Genomic DNA, 15,781 nt, shown 5'->3' on the forward strand with positions numbered 1-15,781 from the left:
ACTATTCTCTCCATTTATCTAACTTTTAGTGGCTTTACTGGTAGTTGTCGTTGAGTCAGTGTCACTAGTATTGAGTGGGGTTAAATGCCAAATGTCGTCACTGTATTGGCGTATGGTCCTATCACTTGAAAATATGCCACTGGCAGCGGTATTTAAAATACTCATTTGCGTCCAATAAGCTTGATCAGCATAGGCTTTATCTACTTGCTTTTGTGCAGATACGTAGCTTTCGAAATCGTGTGCAACAAGCCATGGATCGTGTGGGCTCTTAATTGCATTAATTACATCGTCAAATAGGCAAGGTTCAAATAAATTAAAGTGCCCGCTTTCTAGCAAGTGCATAACATTGGCTAAGTCGCTATTTTGTTCAATTAAATGTGCGGGGTTATAACGCGATTTAATATCATCAATCTGATGTGCCTCTGCACCAAATAAGAAGAAATTATCGGCACCAACGGCATCTCTAATTTCGATATTGGCGCCATCTAACGTGCCAATAGTTAATGCACCATTCATCATGAACTTCATATTACCGGTGCCTGAAGCTTCTTTACCGGCAGTTGAAACTTGCTCAGACAAATCAGTAGCTGGACAAATAACTTCCATGGCTGTCACATTGTAATTAGGTAAAAAAGCCACGCGTAAATACGACGACGCGAGGGGATCTTTATTGATCACATCTGCCACATTATTGATTAGCTTAATTATTTTTTTAGCCATGTAGTAACCCGGTGCAGCCTTACCACCGAGTAAAACACAACGTGGCACTAACCCTTGTGTATCACCACGGCGAATGCGGTCATATAAATGGATAACATGGAGTATATTTAGTAACTGACGCTTGTATTCATGAATCCGTTTAACTTGTACATCAAACATCATGGATACATCAAACTCTACACCACAGCGCTCTTTCACTAAATCAACTAAACGTTGTTTGTTTGTTACTTTGGCTTTTTGCCACTGTGCTTGAAATGATGTGTCATCATAAAAACGACGTAGCTGGTTTATTTGAGCAAAGTCACGTACCCAATCGGTGCCTATTTTCTCACTAATCAATTCACTCAATGTAGGGTTACAATGGGCAAGCCAACGGCGAGGTGTAACCCCATTGGTTTTGTTATTAAACTTGTTAGGCCAAAGTGTATAAAACTCTTTAAATAAACCCGCTTTTAATAGCTCTGTATGCAGTGCAGCAACACCATTAACTGAATAGCTCCCTACAATGGCTAAATAAGCCATGCGAATTTGCGGTTCGCCACCTTCCTCTATTAGTGATAGCTCTCGCTGTTTATTAACATCACCAGGCCAATGCTGTGCAACTTCAGCTAGAAAGCGTGCGTTTATCTCAAATACTATTTCTAAAATACGGGGTAACAATTTTGAAAATAATGAAACTGACCATTTCTCTAACGCCTCTGGCAATAATGTATGATTTGTGTAGGCCATTGTTTTTGTAGTTATTTGCCATGCATCATCCCAGTCGAGCTCGTAATCATCAACTAATACTCGCATAAGCTCTGCCACTGCAATACTTGGATGAGTATCGTTTAATTGAAAAACATGGTAATCGGCAAAATCAGTAAAGCTTTCACCATGATCACTCACCCACTGATCAACAATGTCTTGAATACTCGCTGATGATAAAAAGTATTGTTGGCGTAGTCGTAGCTCTTTACCATTTTCACTGCTGTCGTTAGGGTAAAGTACCATAGTGATTTGTTCGGCTAAGTTTTTTTGTGCAACGGCTTCTGAATAACTACCCGCGTTAAATTCAGTTAGGTTAAATTCGTCGGTCGCTTCAGACTTCCATAAGCGAAGCGTGTTTACAATATTGTTTTTATAACCAGGAATGGGCACATCATAAGGCACTGCTAACACGTCATGGCTACTAACCCACTGGCGGTGTTCCCTACCTTGTTTATCAGTATAGCTATTTACATAACCACCGAACTTAATGCGCTTAGAATGCTCGGGAGCACTTAGCTCCCAAGGGTGACCCTCACGAAGCCAATTATCGGGTTGCTCTATTTGATTACCATCACTAATTGATTGGTTGAACATTCCGTATTCGTATCTAATGCCGTAACCCACAACGGGTAAAGCTAAACTTGCACAGCTATCTAAAAAACACGCAGCTAAGCGCCCTAAGCCACCATTACCAAGGCCTGCATCGTGCTCTGCGTCTTCGACCGTTTCAATTTCGGTACAATATTCTTGTAGTGCCGATGACACTTGATCCTCTAAATCAAGATTTAATACCGCATTGCCAAGAGCACGCCCCATTAAAAACTCAAGTGAAAGGTAACTGGTTTTTCTGCTTTTTTGCTGTTTTATTTTTTTATTCGTTTCTCGACACCGTGCAACTAAACGATCGCGGATCGTCAATGCTAATGCATGGTACAAATACAACTGCGATTCACCGACTTTGTCTCGCCCTAGGGTGTAATAAAAATGGCGCGTTAAATCATCTTTTAAGGTGCTTTCGTCTATTACTGGGCCTTCTTGCCACCCTTTTACAACACATACTTGTTCTACTTGCTTAGCCATTAGCTACGTCCTCTAAGTTAGCACTAAAAACCCAACTACTTTGTGCAGAAATTTCAACGGGTGCATCTTGGTGAGTTGTGAAAGATGCATTATTTACACTTGATAAAACCATTTGCCACGAGGCATTAATAGGTGATGGAGGCAACTGACAACTGACTGGCTTTTTATTAGCGTTGAATACAATAAGTAATGCGTGTTTATTTTGCTTATCAAGCAAGCTATACATTAAAAATTGACGCGAATTCTCATGCCAATGCGAATCTGTCATAGTGTCACCTGTTTCGGTAAACCATTTCACTGTGAAACGTTCATCTATATCGTCTAAAAACACACTGTGCTTAAATGCACTGTGAGCACGCCTAATTTTAAGTGCGTCGTCTATAAATTGAGTCAATGAATGATTAAGCTGTGAGTCTTTCCAGGCAAGCCAACTCGTACGATTATTTTGACAATATGCATTGTTATTCCCTCCTTGCGAATGCCCTATTTCACTGCCAGCAGCAATCATAGGCACGCCTTTAGAAAGGATTAATGTAAGTAAAAAGTTTTTTTGCTGTTGTAATCTTAATGCGGCTATTTTCTCATCAGTGCTAAAGCCTTCTGCCCCGCAATTAAATGAGTAATTAGCACTGTGGCCATCTCTGTTATTTTCGCCATTAGCTTCATTGTGTTTATGCTCGTAACTCACTAAATCTGCAAGGGTAAATCCATCATGGCTGGTTATAAAATTAATACTATTTAATGGGCCACGTTGGCTATGCTCAAATATATCAAACGAGCCATGTAAGCGTTTAGCTACGTTGGCTATAATCCCTTCATCGCCTTTCCAAAAACGACGAATTACATCTCGGTATTGGTCATTCCACTCTCTCCAAGGTGGAGGAAAAGCCCCGAGTTGATACCCACCAGGGCCAATATCCCATGGCTCACTAATTAACTTTACCTTATTTAAAACAGGGTCTTGAGCAATAGTTTGTAAAAACGTATGCGCTGAACTAAACCCAGCCTTTGAGCGGCCCAGTATTGTTGCTAAATCAAATCTAAAGCCATCAACACCCATTACTTCAACCCAATATCGCAAGCTATCAAGCACTAACTGCAACGTTTTTGGGTGATCTATATTAATGGTGTTACCACACCCCGTATCGTTTATGTATACATTGGGATGAGCTTCTACTGTACGGTAATAAGCAAGGTTATCTAAGCCGCGCAACGACAATATGGGGCCATCATTACCCGCTTCTGCTGTATGGTTGTAAACAACATCTAAAATAACTTCAATATCTGCAGCATGAAGCTCCTTAACCATCTGTTTAAACTCGCTAATATCGTCGTTTACCAAATAGTCTTTGTGAGGAGTAAAAAAGTTAAGCGTGTTGTATCCCCAATAATTTTGTAGGCCTTTGCCTGTTAAAAATTGCTCGCTAATAAAAGCATGCACAGGGAGTAGCTCTATTGCTGTTACACCAAAACTTTTTAAATGGTCAATAAAATGCGGGTGGCTCAACCCTAAAAATTTCCCTTGCAGAGCTTTAGGTATTTTAGGATGACGACACGTAGTCCCTTTTACATGACACTCATAGATAACTGTTTTAGACCATCTGTGATTCGGTTTTTTATGTTTATACGAATCAATTGATGACACTTTTGATTTTGGTATATCAATGGCATTGTTTACGGTACTTTTGGTGCCTATTGGCATTTGGCCATAATGGCGTTCACTCCATGTAAACTCACCAAATAAATCTTTTGCGTAAGGATCAATTAATAATTTATGTTCATTAAATAGCGAGCCAGTATCAGGGTTATATTCGCCCTCAACCCTAAACCCATAAAGTGCCCCAGTGGTGAGAGGTGCAATATGAATACTCCAAATACCACCTTCATTTATATTCATAGCCACTTTTAGTATTTCAGAGTGGCCACTTTTATCAAATAAACACACATACGCTTGTGTCGCTTTTGGCGCGTACAATGAAAAATTAACGCCATTTAAATGCAAGCTCGAGCCGAGAGGCTCAACAAGGCCGTGAGTTACTTCAAATTGATTACTCATCTTGTACCTTTTGCAAATAAATTGTTGTTAAGCCACCAATAGCAATAGTGATGCTTTGGTTAAAACCATGTTGAGGATTGTCGTTAGTGACAACAGTATTTGATTGGTTTTGCGATACTTTAATACCAGAACCAAAAAATTCCCTTTCATCCGTGTTTATTATTACTTTATAAACGCCTTTGCTCGGAACGCCTAAGGTATATTCTTGATATGACATAGGCGTAAAGTTTGCAATCACAACGACAAAGTCATGGGCATTTTTAGCATAACGTACAAAACTTAAAATGCTTTGCTCGTTATTATTGTTGTCAATCCAATCAAATCCAGCGGCACTTGAGTCAAGTTCATACAGCGCAGGTTGGTTTTTATAGACCTCATTTAACGTTTTTACTGTCTGCTTTATACCTTTATGACTGTCATGTTCTAGCAAATGCCAATCAATAGAATGATCATGCCCCCACTCAGCCCGTTGAGCTATTTCCCCCCCCATAAATAACAACTTTTTGCCTGGGTGTGCCCACATAAATGCATAATAAGCACGTAAATTTGCGAATTTTTGCCAATCATCGCCCGGCATTTTTTCAATGAGCGCGCCTTTTCCATGAACAACTTCGTCATGACTAAGTGGTAAAATAAAGTTTTCACTAAATGCATATACCATCGAAAATGTGATTTCGTGATGGTGATGTTGTTTATAAAGTGGATCACGCTGCATATATAATAAGCTGTCGTTCATCCACCCCATATTCCATTTATAACCAAAACCTAAGCCATTATGCTCTACACTTTGTGTGACTCCCGGCCAAGCAGTCGACTCTTCTGCCACCATCATAATGCCAGGGTTGTTTTTATAACTGCGTAAATTAACCTGTTTGAGGCATTCAATTGCACCGAGGTTTTCGCGACCACCATAACAATTAGGTATCCACTCACCTTCTTTGCGGCTGTAATCTAAATACAGCATTGACGCAACGGCATCAACCCTCAAACCATCTAAGCCAAATTGATGAAGCCAATACATTGCATTAGAAATTAAAAAGCTCTTAACTTCTGGGCGGTCATAATTATAAATATAAGTATTCCAATCTGGATGAAAGCCTTGGCGCATATCGGCATGCTCGTACAAATGTGTGCCATCAAATCGATGCAAGCCATGGGGATCACTTGGGAAATGCCCCGGTACCCAATCAAGTAAAATCCCTACGTTATTTTTATGGCATTGCTCTACAAAATATTTAAAGCTGTTGTAATCGCCAAAACGACTGGTTGGAGCAAACAGTCCAACAGGCTGATAGCCCCATGAACCATCAAACGGGTATTCACTTATGGGCATAAGCTGTAAGTGGGTAAAGTTCATTTCAAGTGCGTAACTAACGAGTTTGTCGGCAAGCTCGGTGTAACTCAAATAACGATTGTCTTCACCTCGCTGCCACGACGCTAAGTGCACCTCATAAATACTGATTGGTGCGTCTATATGATTACGCTTTTGCCTATTGCTTATTGCTTGTTCACTTAACGCTATTGCCTCTGGTTTGTATTGAAGAACACTCGCAGTACCTGGAGCCTGTTGCATTTTAAAAGCGTAAGGATCTGCTTTTTCTATTACCTCACCACTTTGCGCTGTAATTGAAAATTTGTAGCACATATCTGCTTTAAGCTCGGGAATAAATAACTCCCATACACCACTGGCAGGGTGAAAACGCATAAAATGTCGATTCGCTTGCCAAAAATTAAACTCACCAATAATAGATACACTGGCTGCATTGGGTGCCCACAAACAAAAACGAACGCCATCTACATCTTGCTGGTTGGTAAAGTGCGCACCAAAGTGCAAATATGCATGCTCTAAACTGCCCTCATTAAATAAGTACATGGCATCAGTATCAAGCTCACTGTTAAAACTATATTCATCAAAAAACGTAGTTGAAGTGTCGCTATATTTGGCTGTACATAAATAAGGCGAGGTAGGCAACTGACTTACACGGGCTATAAATAAATCACTGTGCTTATATCTTTGCGTTTCAACTAGTTGATTGTCAATTAACAAAGAAACATGTTGGGCATCAGGTAAATATACACGTACTTCTATATTTGATTCACTTACTTTATGTGCACCTAAAAAGCTAAATGGGTCTTTAAATCGCCCTATGTTAAGTGCATTAACTTGGTCATCGTAGTCAACGCTTTGAGGTTTAGGTAATACCGAACTATTTGAAGCTGTACTGCTCATTTAACCTTTCCTTATTGAATCGATTGCAGCTAAAAGCGTGGCGTTATTTGCAAAAATTTCTTCACATGTATGCGTTAATACACGTCGCCAATTTGGATATTCTTTGTCTGTACCAGGAATATTCACCGGATATTGCTGTTCATCTAAATCATCTATTTGTAGTGCAAACAATCGAGAATCTGAGCCAGCTAAACACTGGCTAAGCGCACTGTAAACCGACTTAGCATCGCTGTGTATCGTTAATGTAAGATTAGCTGTAGCATTGATAAAACGAAGCAATCGCATTTTTTCATCGATTCTCTGATTGGTAATTTGCGTTGATTGTTCGTCGTCAATTAAATGATATTGTTGTTTTATAGCTATGTCATCGTGCTGCCACCAGCCTGTAAAGGGCGGTACATCGTGATTTGCAATCATCAATAAGCACTGAGGGGGTAATTCGTGTAACGGTAAAAAATCACCATCGTTCTGCTTTTCAAAATAAAATAAACTGTTTGAAAAAATACCACTGCATGCTAATGCATGTTTTACTTCTGGAGGAACAATGCCTAAATCTTCACCTATAACTATGCTTTGATTAATATGCGACTCTATTTTCAAAATAGCCAGCAAATGTTCGAAGGGGTAGTAAATATAGCAACCATCTCGGTGACCACTACTTTCAAAACACCACCACAAGCGGCGAATAGCCATAACATGGTCGATTCTTAGCCCGCCTACATTCTGCATATTTTCACGAATTAAAGAACGGTAAAATGAGTAATTATTGTGTGCTAAACTTTGCGGGTTTAAAGCCGGTAACCCCCAATCTTGCCCGCCCTCAGCCCAAGGATCAGGCGGTGCACCCACACTGGCATTATCGGCGAATAATGACCGTTGTGATTTGAACTCAACACCATCGCCAGCACACCCAACAGCTAAATCATTAATCAGACCTATTGCCATCCCCCCTTTCTTGGACCGCTCTTGACATAAGCCAAGTTGAAGATGCGCTTGCCACTGTAAGTAATAATCAAAAAGAGGGGTTTGTGAATCTATTGTTTGTAAGGTGGGCTGGTGTTTATCGCAAAAAGCATTGAATGCATCACGACGATGCTTACTGGCTGTTAATTCAAAATGGTTGTACAGTGCTTTAAATAATTTATATTTAACGCAACTAACATCCTCGTAATTAATAAACTGTCCGCTTTTATCTAAAAGAGAAGTCGCCTCATTACTTTGCAAAATTTTTGCTAACTCAGCATTGTTTTTACTGTCTTCGCACAAATCAACAGAAATGTATAAAGGATTTAGTAACGCACGACTATTAGGGCTATATGGGCTTGCACGCTCAGGCATGTCGCAAAACAGCAAATGCAGAGGGTTGAGCAAAATGTAATCCATATTGTGCTCACAGCACAAATCAACAAGTGTGAGTAAGTCTGAAAAGTCGCCAATTCCCAGTCTTTCATTATTTTTAAGCGTATATAACTGAACCGACACCCCCGTTTTTTTTGTATCTTCAACTTGAAAAACACGCTCGGGCACAGACCATATCTCAGTACTTGCGTGCTGTTCGCCTACTGTAATGCCTGCGTGGTAATACCCTGTTGGCATTGGAGGTAAAGGCAGTGCAATTTCTATATAACGGACACCATTAAAGTGGTATTCACCTGTAATTATTAAATCATCAAGGTTAGTAAATTCACACTTTATACCCAGTTGCTCAACACTCACTGATGCAGTTTGGCTAAGTTGTCTGTCATCTATTTTAATTTTTAAATAACAGTCTGTTTGATCAACTAAACTCACATTTGGCAACAATTGCATCCAAGGCAGTACATCAAGCTTGTAGTTTAATTGAGCTATTTCATCATGATTGTTGGTATCAACACCACAACATTGCAGGGCACGCTTACGTGTATCTTCACTAAAAAATATCTGCTCGCCTGTGTATTTAGTGAACTCATAACCAATACCATGTAAGTAAAACAACTGCGAAAGTTCGTTCATTTACAGGCCTTAATTAATACGTTGGGTGTTAACAATACTATTTTCAGTGCCAAAACTGTTAGCCTCATAAGCGTCCGCTTTATGATCGTTATCCCAAAATTCGCCATTAATTAAATAACGAAAGTGGTACTTTTGATCCAGAGGAAGGCGTTGTTTGCATTTAAACACACCTTGTTTTTTATTAAGCTTCATTGGCACGGGCTGCCAACTGTTAAACTCACCAATCAAGCAGACTTCTTGAGCATCTGGGTGAGCAAACTCAAAGGTGATTTCCGCTTCATCTTTTGTTTTAAAAAATCGTTTATGCAACATAGTAGGCTCCAACTAAACAGTAAAAGGTATTTAATTATTGCCACAGGGCCTATTTTTAAGCTGGCGATGTGGGATTGTATTCATTCAAACTTTAAGCTAATCGTAGTAAAGCAAAATTTTGTTTACGCAATATTACAGTGCAACAAGTCTTTTTTATCGCACTTTATTAGTGCGTAAAACATAAAATATAAATATTAAGAACTACATATTTAGTACACAGCAATTTTCAAACCAATTGGAATGATTTAAACCATTTAATACTTATCTTTATTAAACTGATGGCTTGGTTTGAAGTAATGAGAGAGCTTACTCAATAAACTGCTTTTGTTACGTATTCACATCAGTGATAATACACATCAAGTTAACGCTCTGAAATATCGTAAATTTCATGTTGAAAAAAAGCATTTTATTAACTATGGCATTAATTTTTTTAGTTGTCGCAGTGTTTATTATTTCCTCAATCTACACCTTATATAGTAAAAAGGAAATTTCATTCGACCCTAAACTCAAAGAAATATCAGGCATTGAATTTGATAAGCGCGAGCGCTTGTGGGCAATTAATGATGGGGGCGACGATCCAAAGCTTTACCGCTTAAATAAAGATGGGTCGATTGCGCAAGAAATTTTAGTATCTAATGCTAAAAATATTGATTGGGAAGACATGACTCAAAATAAATTTGGTCATTTCTTTTTAGGTGATTTTGGCAACAATAAAAATGATAGGCGTTGGCTGACTATTTATAAAATAGAGAATCCAATTGATATCAAAACCGATACAACAAATGCCGAAATAATAAAGTTTACGTACCCTGAAATGGATGGCAATCCAATAAAACCAAGTAATCGTAATTTTGATCTAGAAGCGTTTGTAGCCTTGGGTCGCCACCTTTATTTATTCACTAAAAACCGCACAGAACCTTTTGATGGCATTACAAATTTATACAAAGTAGGCGACCACGCTGCTAACTTTAAAGCCCAATTAATAGGATCTTTTAAAACCTGTACAACAATGGAAAAACTGTGCTGGATAACCTCTGCAGCATTAAGCCCAGATCGTAAAAAACTTGTACTTCTCGACTCTACCAGTATTTGGTTATTTGAAAACTTTGAAGATGATCAGTTCTTTTCCGGTGATGTGTCAAAAATAGATTTAGGCATCATTACACAAAAAGAAGCCATCACCTTCTATGACGACAATACAATTGTGTTCACAGATGAAGAGTTTAAGGGCATAGGGGGTAACGCCTACTCCATAAAGCTTGATACAGCAAAAAAAGTAATTGTTAAACGCGCTAACCCCATACTGAAATAAGCTATAAATTCATAAATGAAATACATTAACGCTTAAACTTGGTCTCTAAAATGACCGAAGAAGTTGTGCGTTCTACACCATCTAAATTACCAATGTCATCGAGTAAATGGCTGAGTTTTTCTAAGTTTTGTGCTTGTACCACTGCAATTAAGTCAAACTCACCACTAATAGCATAAAGCTGCGATATGGCATCAATTTGCTTTAGTTCAATATTCGTTTTAGTGGTCAGCTTTTGAATCACTTTAATTGATACATGTGCCGATACCATTTTACTTAAAAAAGCATCGCCGTAATCAACGCTATAGCCTTTAATCACACCCGTTTCTTCTAATTTAAGCATCCTACTTTGTACTGTAGAACGAGATAAATTAAGAAGCCTAGCTAAATCAGAAATACTCGCTCTGGCGTTGGTTTTAAGGACAGAAAGTAGCTTTTCATCTTGTGGAGTTATCATATTGCTTATTTATTTCGTTATTTTGACTTTTATTGTAATCAATTTTCAAAAAATAGCACTGCAAATTTAACCTATAACCTTCGATAATAACCATTAATAACAAAAATTATCTAGCTGAGAAAACGCTAACGTTTTTATTTTGCTAATATTTATTCAATATTCACAATTTTTAGGTGTACATAATGCAAGTAACAAGAGACTTATTTAACGATGTAATGGTGCCAAACTACAATCCGTCGGCAGTTATTCCAGTTCGCGGCGAAGGCTCACGTGTGTGGGATCAAAATAACAATGAGTTTATTGATTTTGCAGGCGGTATTGCTGTTAATTGTTTAGGCCACTGTCACCCAGCGCTTGTATCTGCTTTGAAAGAGCAAGGCGAGAAAATTTGGCACTTATCAAATGTCATGACTAATGAGCCAGCCCTGCGTTTAGCGCAAAAAATGGTTGAAGCGACATTTGCGGATAAAGTGTATTTTGCAAACTCAGGCGCAGAAGCCAACGAAGCGGCTCTTAAGCTTGCTCGTCGCTTTGCACTTGATAAGTTTGGCGCAGAAAAATCACAAATCATTGCGTTTAACAAAGGCTTTCACGGCCGGACATTTTTTACCGTAACAGTGGGCGGACAAGCAGCTTACTCTGATGGCTTTGGCCCTAAACCTGGCGACATTATGCATTGTGATTACAACGATATTGCAGCATTTGAAGCACTTATTAGTGATAAAACGTGTGCCGTAATGATGGAGCCACTACAAGGTGAAGGCGGCATTATTTCACCAACAGATGAATTTGCTAAAAAAGTACGCGAGTTATGTACTAAGCACAATGCACTGCTAATTTTTGATGAAGTACAAACAGGCGTTGGCCGCACTGGCGATTTATACGCTTACGAAGGTTTAGGTGTAGTGCCCGATATTTTGACGACTGCTAAAGCGTTAGGCGGTGGTTTTCCTATTGGCGCTATGATCACTCGTACTCATATCGCAGAGCACTTAAAAGTAGGTACGCATGGCTCTACTTATGGTGGTAACCCACTAGCGTGTGCAGTAGCAGAAGCTGCCTTTGATACTGTTAATACTGAAGATGTATTAAATGGCGTAAAGGAACGTGAGCAACTATTTCGCGAAGGCTTAACTGCAATAAACGAAAAATACAATGTGTTTAGCGAAGTGCGTGGTAAAGGTTTATTAATTGGTGCTGTATTAAACGAGCAATTTGCAGGACGTGCACGCGACTTTTTAGTGGCGAGTGCTAACAATGGTTTAATGAACTTAGTAGCAGGTATGGATGTGATTCGTTTTACACCTTCTCTAGTGATCCCATTTGAAGATATTAAAGAAGGCTTAGCACGTTTCGATAAAGCAATTAACGATGTTGTAAACGGTTAATAAAGTTAAATTAGCACGGCTGCCGTGCTACTGGAGCATGCACTAAATGCAAGTATTACGTCCTATTACAGCCAACGATTTCGATGCGCTTAAACAAATTGCTATCGAATCAGGCCATGGGTTTACTTCTTTACCTGTTGATGACGAACAGTTAAAAGACAAAATTAGCCGCGCTGAAAAAAGTTTTGCTAAAAATATCAATAAGCCGATAGATGAAAGCTATTTATTTGTCTTAGAGGACAGTGAAACCGGTCAAGTGATTGGCACAACGGCAATTGAAGCGGCGGTCGGCTTAACAGTGCCCTTGTATCATTATCATTTGGGTAAAACGGTTCATCACTCCCCTACGCTTAATGTTTACAACACGGTAGATATTTTGAGCATGTGTAATGATTACACCGGTTGCTCTGAAATATGTACCTTGTTTTTACGGGAAAACAACCGCAAAGGTTTAACCGGCCGCTTTTTATCACGCTCACGCTTTTTATTTATGGCCCAGCACAGCGAACGTTTTGCCGATACCGTCATTGCTGAAATGCGCGGTGTGAGTGACGAACACGGCCACTCACCATTTTGGCAATGGTTACAAGAACACTTTTTCAGTATTGAATTTCCACAAGCAGATCATTTAGTCGGCCTTGGGGATAAAGTGTTTATTAGTGAACTCATGCCTAAGTATCCTATTTACGTAAACTTATTAAGTAAAAAAGCTCAAGCAGTCATAGGCCATGTGCATGAAAAAACCAAGCCAGCCTTAAAACTTTTAGAAAAAGAAGGGTTTGAACACAGAGGTTACGTTGACCTTTTTGATGCAGGCCCAACGGTAGAAGCAAAGCTAGGTAATATTAGAAGTGTAAGAGAGTCGCAAGTTTGCCCAATTACTATTGGCGAGCTTGAGCACATTAGTGAAAAAAGCTCAGATACACTTGCTGTATGCAATCAAGGAGTGAGTGGTTTTAGAGCTACATTTACTCAGCATGCACATTACAACCATGCCAAACATACATTGGTGATCAGCCAAGACGTTGCTGACGCCCTCAAATTAAGTCAAGGAGATGCAGCTCGATTCTTTCGACTGTAAATACACTTATGAACACACAGCTAATTAATAACCAGTGGCACAGCGGCCAAGGGCCAGCATTTACATCTGTGAACCCAAGTAACGGAGAAACTGTTTGGCAAGGCAATGGCGCGAATGCAGATCAAGTAAATAGTGCTATTAAAGCAGCAAGAGCTGCACAATTATCATGGGCCGATACACCGCTGGAAGCGCGAATTGCCCTACTAGAAAACTTCGTACAGCAGTTAAAAGAAAACAGCGAAGAATTTGCCACTATTATAGCCCGAGAAACAGGAAAGCCACTTTGGGAAACGCGCACAGAAGTGGGCGCAATGACGGGTAAAGTGGCTATTTCAATTAAAGCCTACAACGAGCGTACCGGCACAACCGAAAACCCAATGCCAGGTGCAAAAGCTTTTATACGCCATAAACCACACGGCGTTGTGGCTATATTTGGCCCGTATAACTTTCCTGGGCATTTACCTAATGGCCATATTGTACCGGCTATTTTAGCGGGTAACACCGTAGTATTTAAACCGTCTGAGCTAACCCCTCACGTTGCTGAATTTACTTTATCACTTTGGTTAAAAGCGGGCTTACCAGCGGGTGTTATTAACCTAGTGCAAGGTGAGGTAGAAACAGGTAAAGCACTTGCTTCACATAAAGACATAGACGGCTTATTTTTTACCGGCAGCTCAAACACCGGCCATTTATTACATAAACAGTTTGCAGGCCACCCAGGTAAAATATTAGCACTTGAAATGGGCGGTAATAACCCATTAATAGTTAAAGATGTAGCCGATGTAAACGCTGCAGTACACGATATTATCCAGTCTGGCTTTATTACTTCTGGCCAGCGCTGTACTTGTGCCCGCCGCGTGTTTATTGAGAATTCAACCAATGGCGATGCCATTTTAGAAAAACTTATTAGCGCGACTAAAAATATCGTTGTTGACGACAGTTTTGCAACTGACCAGCCATTTATGGGTGCAATGATAAGCGAAAGAGCAGCCCTTGGTATGGTTGCTGCGCAAAAAGAATTAGTTGAAAGCGGCGGCGAAATACTCGTTGAGCTTAAGCAGCTAAAAGCAGGCACCGGCTTTGTAAGCCCAGGTATTATTGATGTTACACATATCGCTAACATGGCCGATGAAGAACACTTTGGCCCGCTTATAAAAGTTTACCGCTACAACAACTTTAACAGCGCAATAGCAGAGGCTAATAACACCAGCTTTGGTTTATCAGCAGGCTTACTTGGCGATAACGAAGATGATTACAGCCACTTTTTAAAACGCATTCGTGCCGGCATTGTCAATTGGAACCGCCCTATTACGGGTGCCTCTAGTGCCGCACCGTTTGGTGGCATTGGCGCAAGTGGTAACCACAGAGCAAGTGCGTATTATGCCGCTGATTACTGTGCCTACCCTGTAGCATCAGTTGAGGCCGATAAGGTAAACCTGCCACAAACTTTAGCGCCAGGCTTAGTAATTGAATAAGTGAATAACCCAATTTAAGGATTTAACATGCACACAAACGTAAATACATTATTTGAGAACCTGTGGGATAACTATTTAGCCGTTACTCCATCGGCAGATAAAATTCATGATCTTTTAGGTTCAACGCAAAAAGATGACATTATTAACGACCATATCGCGCTGCGCACCTTTAATATTGAAAAAGTAGGCCTAGAAAAACTAGCAGCACACTTTTTAGCGCTAGGTTACACAGAGTGCGGCGAATACCACTTTGAAGCTAAAAAGCTCTATGCTAAACACTACGAACATACTGATCCATCGCAACCTAAAGTATTTATTTCTGAACTTTTAGTAGAAAAGTGCTCACCAGCACTTCAAGCAATCGTTACTGACATGGTTGAGCAAATAGATGAAAGTGCAGTTACAGCTGATAATTTTCTATATTCAGGTACGCATTGGCAAGTGTCTACAGATACTTACAAACAACTACTTGCTGAGAGTGAATACGCTGCATGGATGTCAGCTTGGGGATACCGAGCTAACCATTTCACTGTAAACATTAATACGCTTGCTAAGTTTGATAACATTCACGATGTTAATCAAGCACTTAAGGATGCCGGCTTTACGCTTAATACATCAGGCGGTGAAGTAAAAGGCTCGCCAGAGGTGCTACTGGAGCAATCATCAACACTGGCTGATGAATACGCTGTCAGCTTTAGCGACGACGACATGCGCATTCCTAGCTGTTTTTATGAGTTTGCAATACGTTACCCTAAAGCTGATGGTGAACTTTACACAGGCTTTGTTGCAGCGTCTGCAGATAAAATATTTGAAAGCACCAACGCACGATAATAACGCAATTATTGAAAACGTGCTCAAAAGCCAAAATAGTTAAATTAAAAAACAAAACGCCCATATCTAGAGTAGATATAGGCGTTTTAGGGTTTACTAT

Annotated in this window: 11 protein-coding genes; 5 read left to right on the forward strand and 6 right to left on the reverse strand. The window is 39.8% G+C overall.

All coding sequences use genetic code 11. From position 1 onward, the window contains the following. Positions 1-18 precede the first annotated feature (18 nt). Genes ACFI34_RS08840 through ACFI34_RS08860 form a run of 5 tightly spaced genes read right to left on the reverse strand, consistent with a single transcriptional unit; the run spans position 19 to position 9,140 of the window. Positions 19-2,550, reverse strand: a complete 2,532-nt coding sequence (locus ACFI34_RS08840; RefSeq protein ID WP_462673215.1) for a glycogen/starch/alpha-glucan phosphorylase — start codon at positions 2,548-2,550, stop codon at positions 19-21. Next, positions 2,543-4,606, reverse strand: coding sequence for a glycogen debranching protein GlgX (glgX, locus tag ACFI34_RS08845; RefSeq protein ID WP_462673216.1), 2,064 nt, complete (start codon positions 4,604-4,606; stop codon positions 2,543-2,545). The genes ACFI34_RS08840 and glgX overlap by 8 nt, the downstream gene beginning before the upstream one ends. Then, a complete protein-coding gene (glgB, locus tag ACFI34_RS08850) occupies positions 4,599-6,836 on the reverse strand; it encodes a 1,4-alpha-glucan branching protein GlgB (RefSeq protein WP_462673217.1) in 2,238 nt (745 codons plus the stop codon). The genes glgX and glgB overlap by 8 nt, the downstream gene beginning before the upstream one ends. Continuing rightward, positions 6,837-8,828 (reverse strand): 4-alpha-glucanotransferase, encoded by a 1,992-nt coding sequence (malQ, locus tag ACFI34_RS08855; RefSeq protein ID WP_462673218.1) that lies wholly within the window; start codon positions 8,826-8,828, stop codon positions 6,837-6,839. A gap of 9 nt (positions 8,829-8,837) precedes the next feature. After that, positions 8,838-9,140, reverse strand: coding sequence for an isoamylase early set domain-containing protein (locus ACFI34_RS08860; RefSeq protein ID WP_006791773.1), 303 nt, complete (start codon positions 9,138-9,140; stop codon positions 8,838-8,840). A 388-nt stretch (positions 9,141-9,528) separates the two neighbouring features. Between ACFI34_RS08860 and ACFI34_RS08865 the strand changes: the two genes are divergently transcribed. Next, complete coding sequence (locus ACFI34_RS08865) at positions 9,529-10,452, forward strand: hypothetical protein (protein ID WP_462673219.1); 924 nt, start codon at positions 9,529-9,531, stop codon at positions 10,450-10,452. A 25-nt stretch (positions 10,453-10,477) separates the two neighbouring features. Here ACFI34_RS08865 and ACFI34_RS08870 read toward each other — a convergent pair whose 3' ends face one another. Further along, positions 10,478-10,906, reverse strand: coding sequence for an Lrp/AsnC family transcriptional regulator (locus ACFI34_RS08870; RefSeq protein ID WP_462673220.1), 429 nt, complete (start codon positions 10,904-10,906; stop codon positions 10,478-10,480). A 182-nt stretch (positions 10,907-11,088) separates the two neighbouring features. On the opposite strand from ACFI34_RS08870, the gene ACFI34_RS08875 reads away from it, so the two are divergent. From ACFI34_RS08875 to ACFI34_RS08890, 4 genes are read left to right on the forward strand one after another with little or no spacing between them, the layout of a single operon-like run. Next, on the forward strand, positions 11,089-12,294 hold the full coding sequence (locus ACFI34_RS08875) for an aspartate aminotransferase family protein (protein ID WP_462673221.1): 1,206 nt from the start codon (positions 11,089-11,091) through the stop codon (positions 12,292-12,294). Between the two features lie 46 nt (positions 12,295-12,340). Next, complete coding sequence (gene astA / locus ACFI34_RS08880; RefSeq protein WP_462673222.1) at positions 12,341-13,375, forward strand: arginine N-succinyltransferase; 1,035 nt, start codon at positions 12,341-12,343, stop codon at positions 13,373-13,375. An 8-nt stretch (positions 13,376-13,383) separates the two neighbouring features. After that, a complete protein-coding gene (gene astD, locus ACFI34_RS08885; RefSeq protein ID WP_462673223.1) occupies positions 13,384-14,850 on the forward strand; it encodes a succinylglutamate-semialdehyde dehydrogenase in 1,467 nt (488 codons plus the stop codon). Between the two features lie 27 nt (positions 14,851-14,877). Next, complete coding sequence (locus ACFI34_RS08890; protein ID WP_462673224.1) at positions 14,878-15,681, forward strand: 2-oxoadipate dioxygenase/decarboxylase family protein; 804 nt, start codon at positions 14,878-14,880, stop codon at positions 15,679-15,681. Positions 15,682-15,781: the final 100 nt, after the last annotated feature.

The organism is Pseudoalteromonas sp. PSi26 (assembly GCF_054960575.1).

Excerpts from the sequence above, each read along its gene's own strand:
- ACFI34_RS08840 (WP_462673215.1), bottom strand. The coding sequence starts at position 2,550 with ATGGCTAAGCAAGTAGAACAAGTATGTGTTGTAAAAGGGTGGCAAGAA.
- glgX (WP_462673216.1), bottom strand. The coding sequence starts at position 4,606 with ATGAGTAATCAATTTGAAGTAACTCACGGCCTTGTTGAGCCTCTCGGC.
- glgB (WP_462673217.1), bottom strand. The coding sequence starts at position 6,836 with ATGAGCAGTACAGCTTCAAATAGTTCGGTATTACCTAAACCTCAAAGC.
- malQ (WP_462673218.1), bottom strand. The coding sequence starts at position 8,828 with ATGAACGAACTTTCGCAGTTGTTTTACTTACATGGTATTGGTTATGAG.
- ACFI34_RS08860 (WP_006791773.1), bottom strand. The coding sequence starts at position 9,140 with ATGTTGCATAAACGATTTTTTAAAACAAAAGATGAAGCGGAAATCACC.
- ACFI34_RS08865 (WP_462673219.1), top strand. The coding sequence starts at position 9,529 with ATGTTGAAAAAAAGCATTTTATTAACTATGGCATTAATTTTTTTAGTT.
- ACFI34_RS08870 (WP_462673220.1), bottom strand. The coding sequence starts at position 10,906 with ATGATAACTCCACAAGATGAAAAGCTACTTTCTGTCCTTAAAACCAAC.
- ACFI34_RS08875 (WP_462673221.1), top strand. The coding sequence starts at position 11,089 with ATGCAAGTAACAAGAGACTTATTTAACGATGTAATGGTGCCAAACTAC.
- astA (WP_462673222.1), top strand. The coding sequence starts at position 12,341 with ATGCAAGTATTACGTCCTATTACAGCCAACGATTTCGATGCGCTTAAA.
- astD (WP_462673223.1), top strand. The coding sequence starts at position 13,384 with ATGAACACACAGCTAATTAATAACCAGTGGCACAGCGGCCAAGGGCCA.
- ACFI34_RS08890 (WP_462673224.1), top strand. The coding sequence starts at position 14,878 with ATGCACACAAACGTAAATACATTATTTGAGAACCTGTGGGATAACTAT.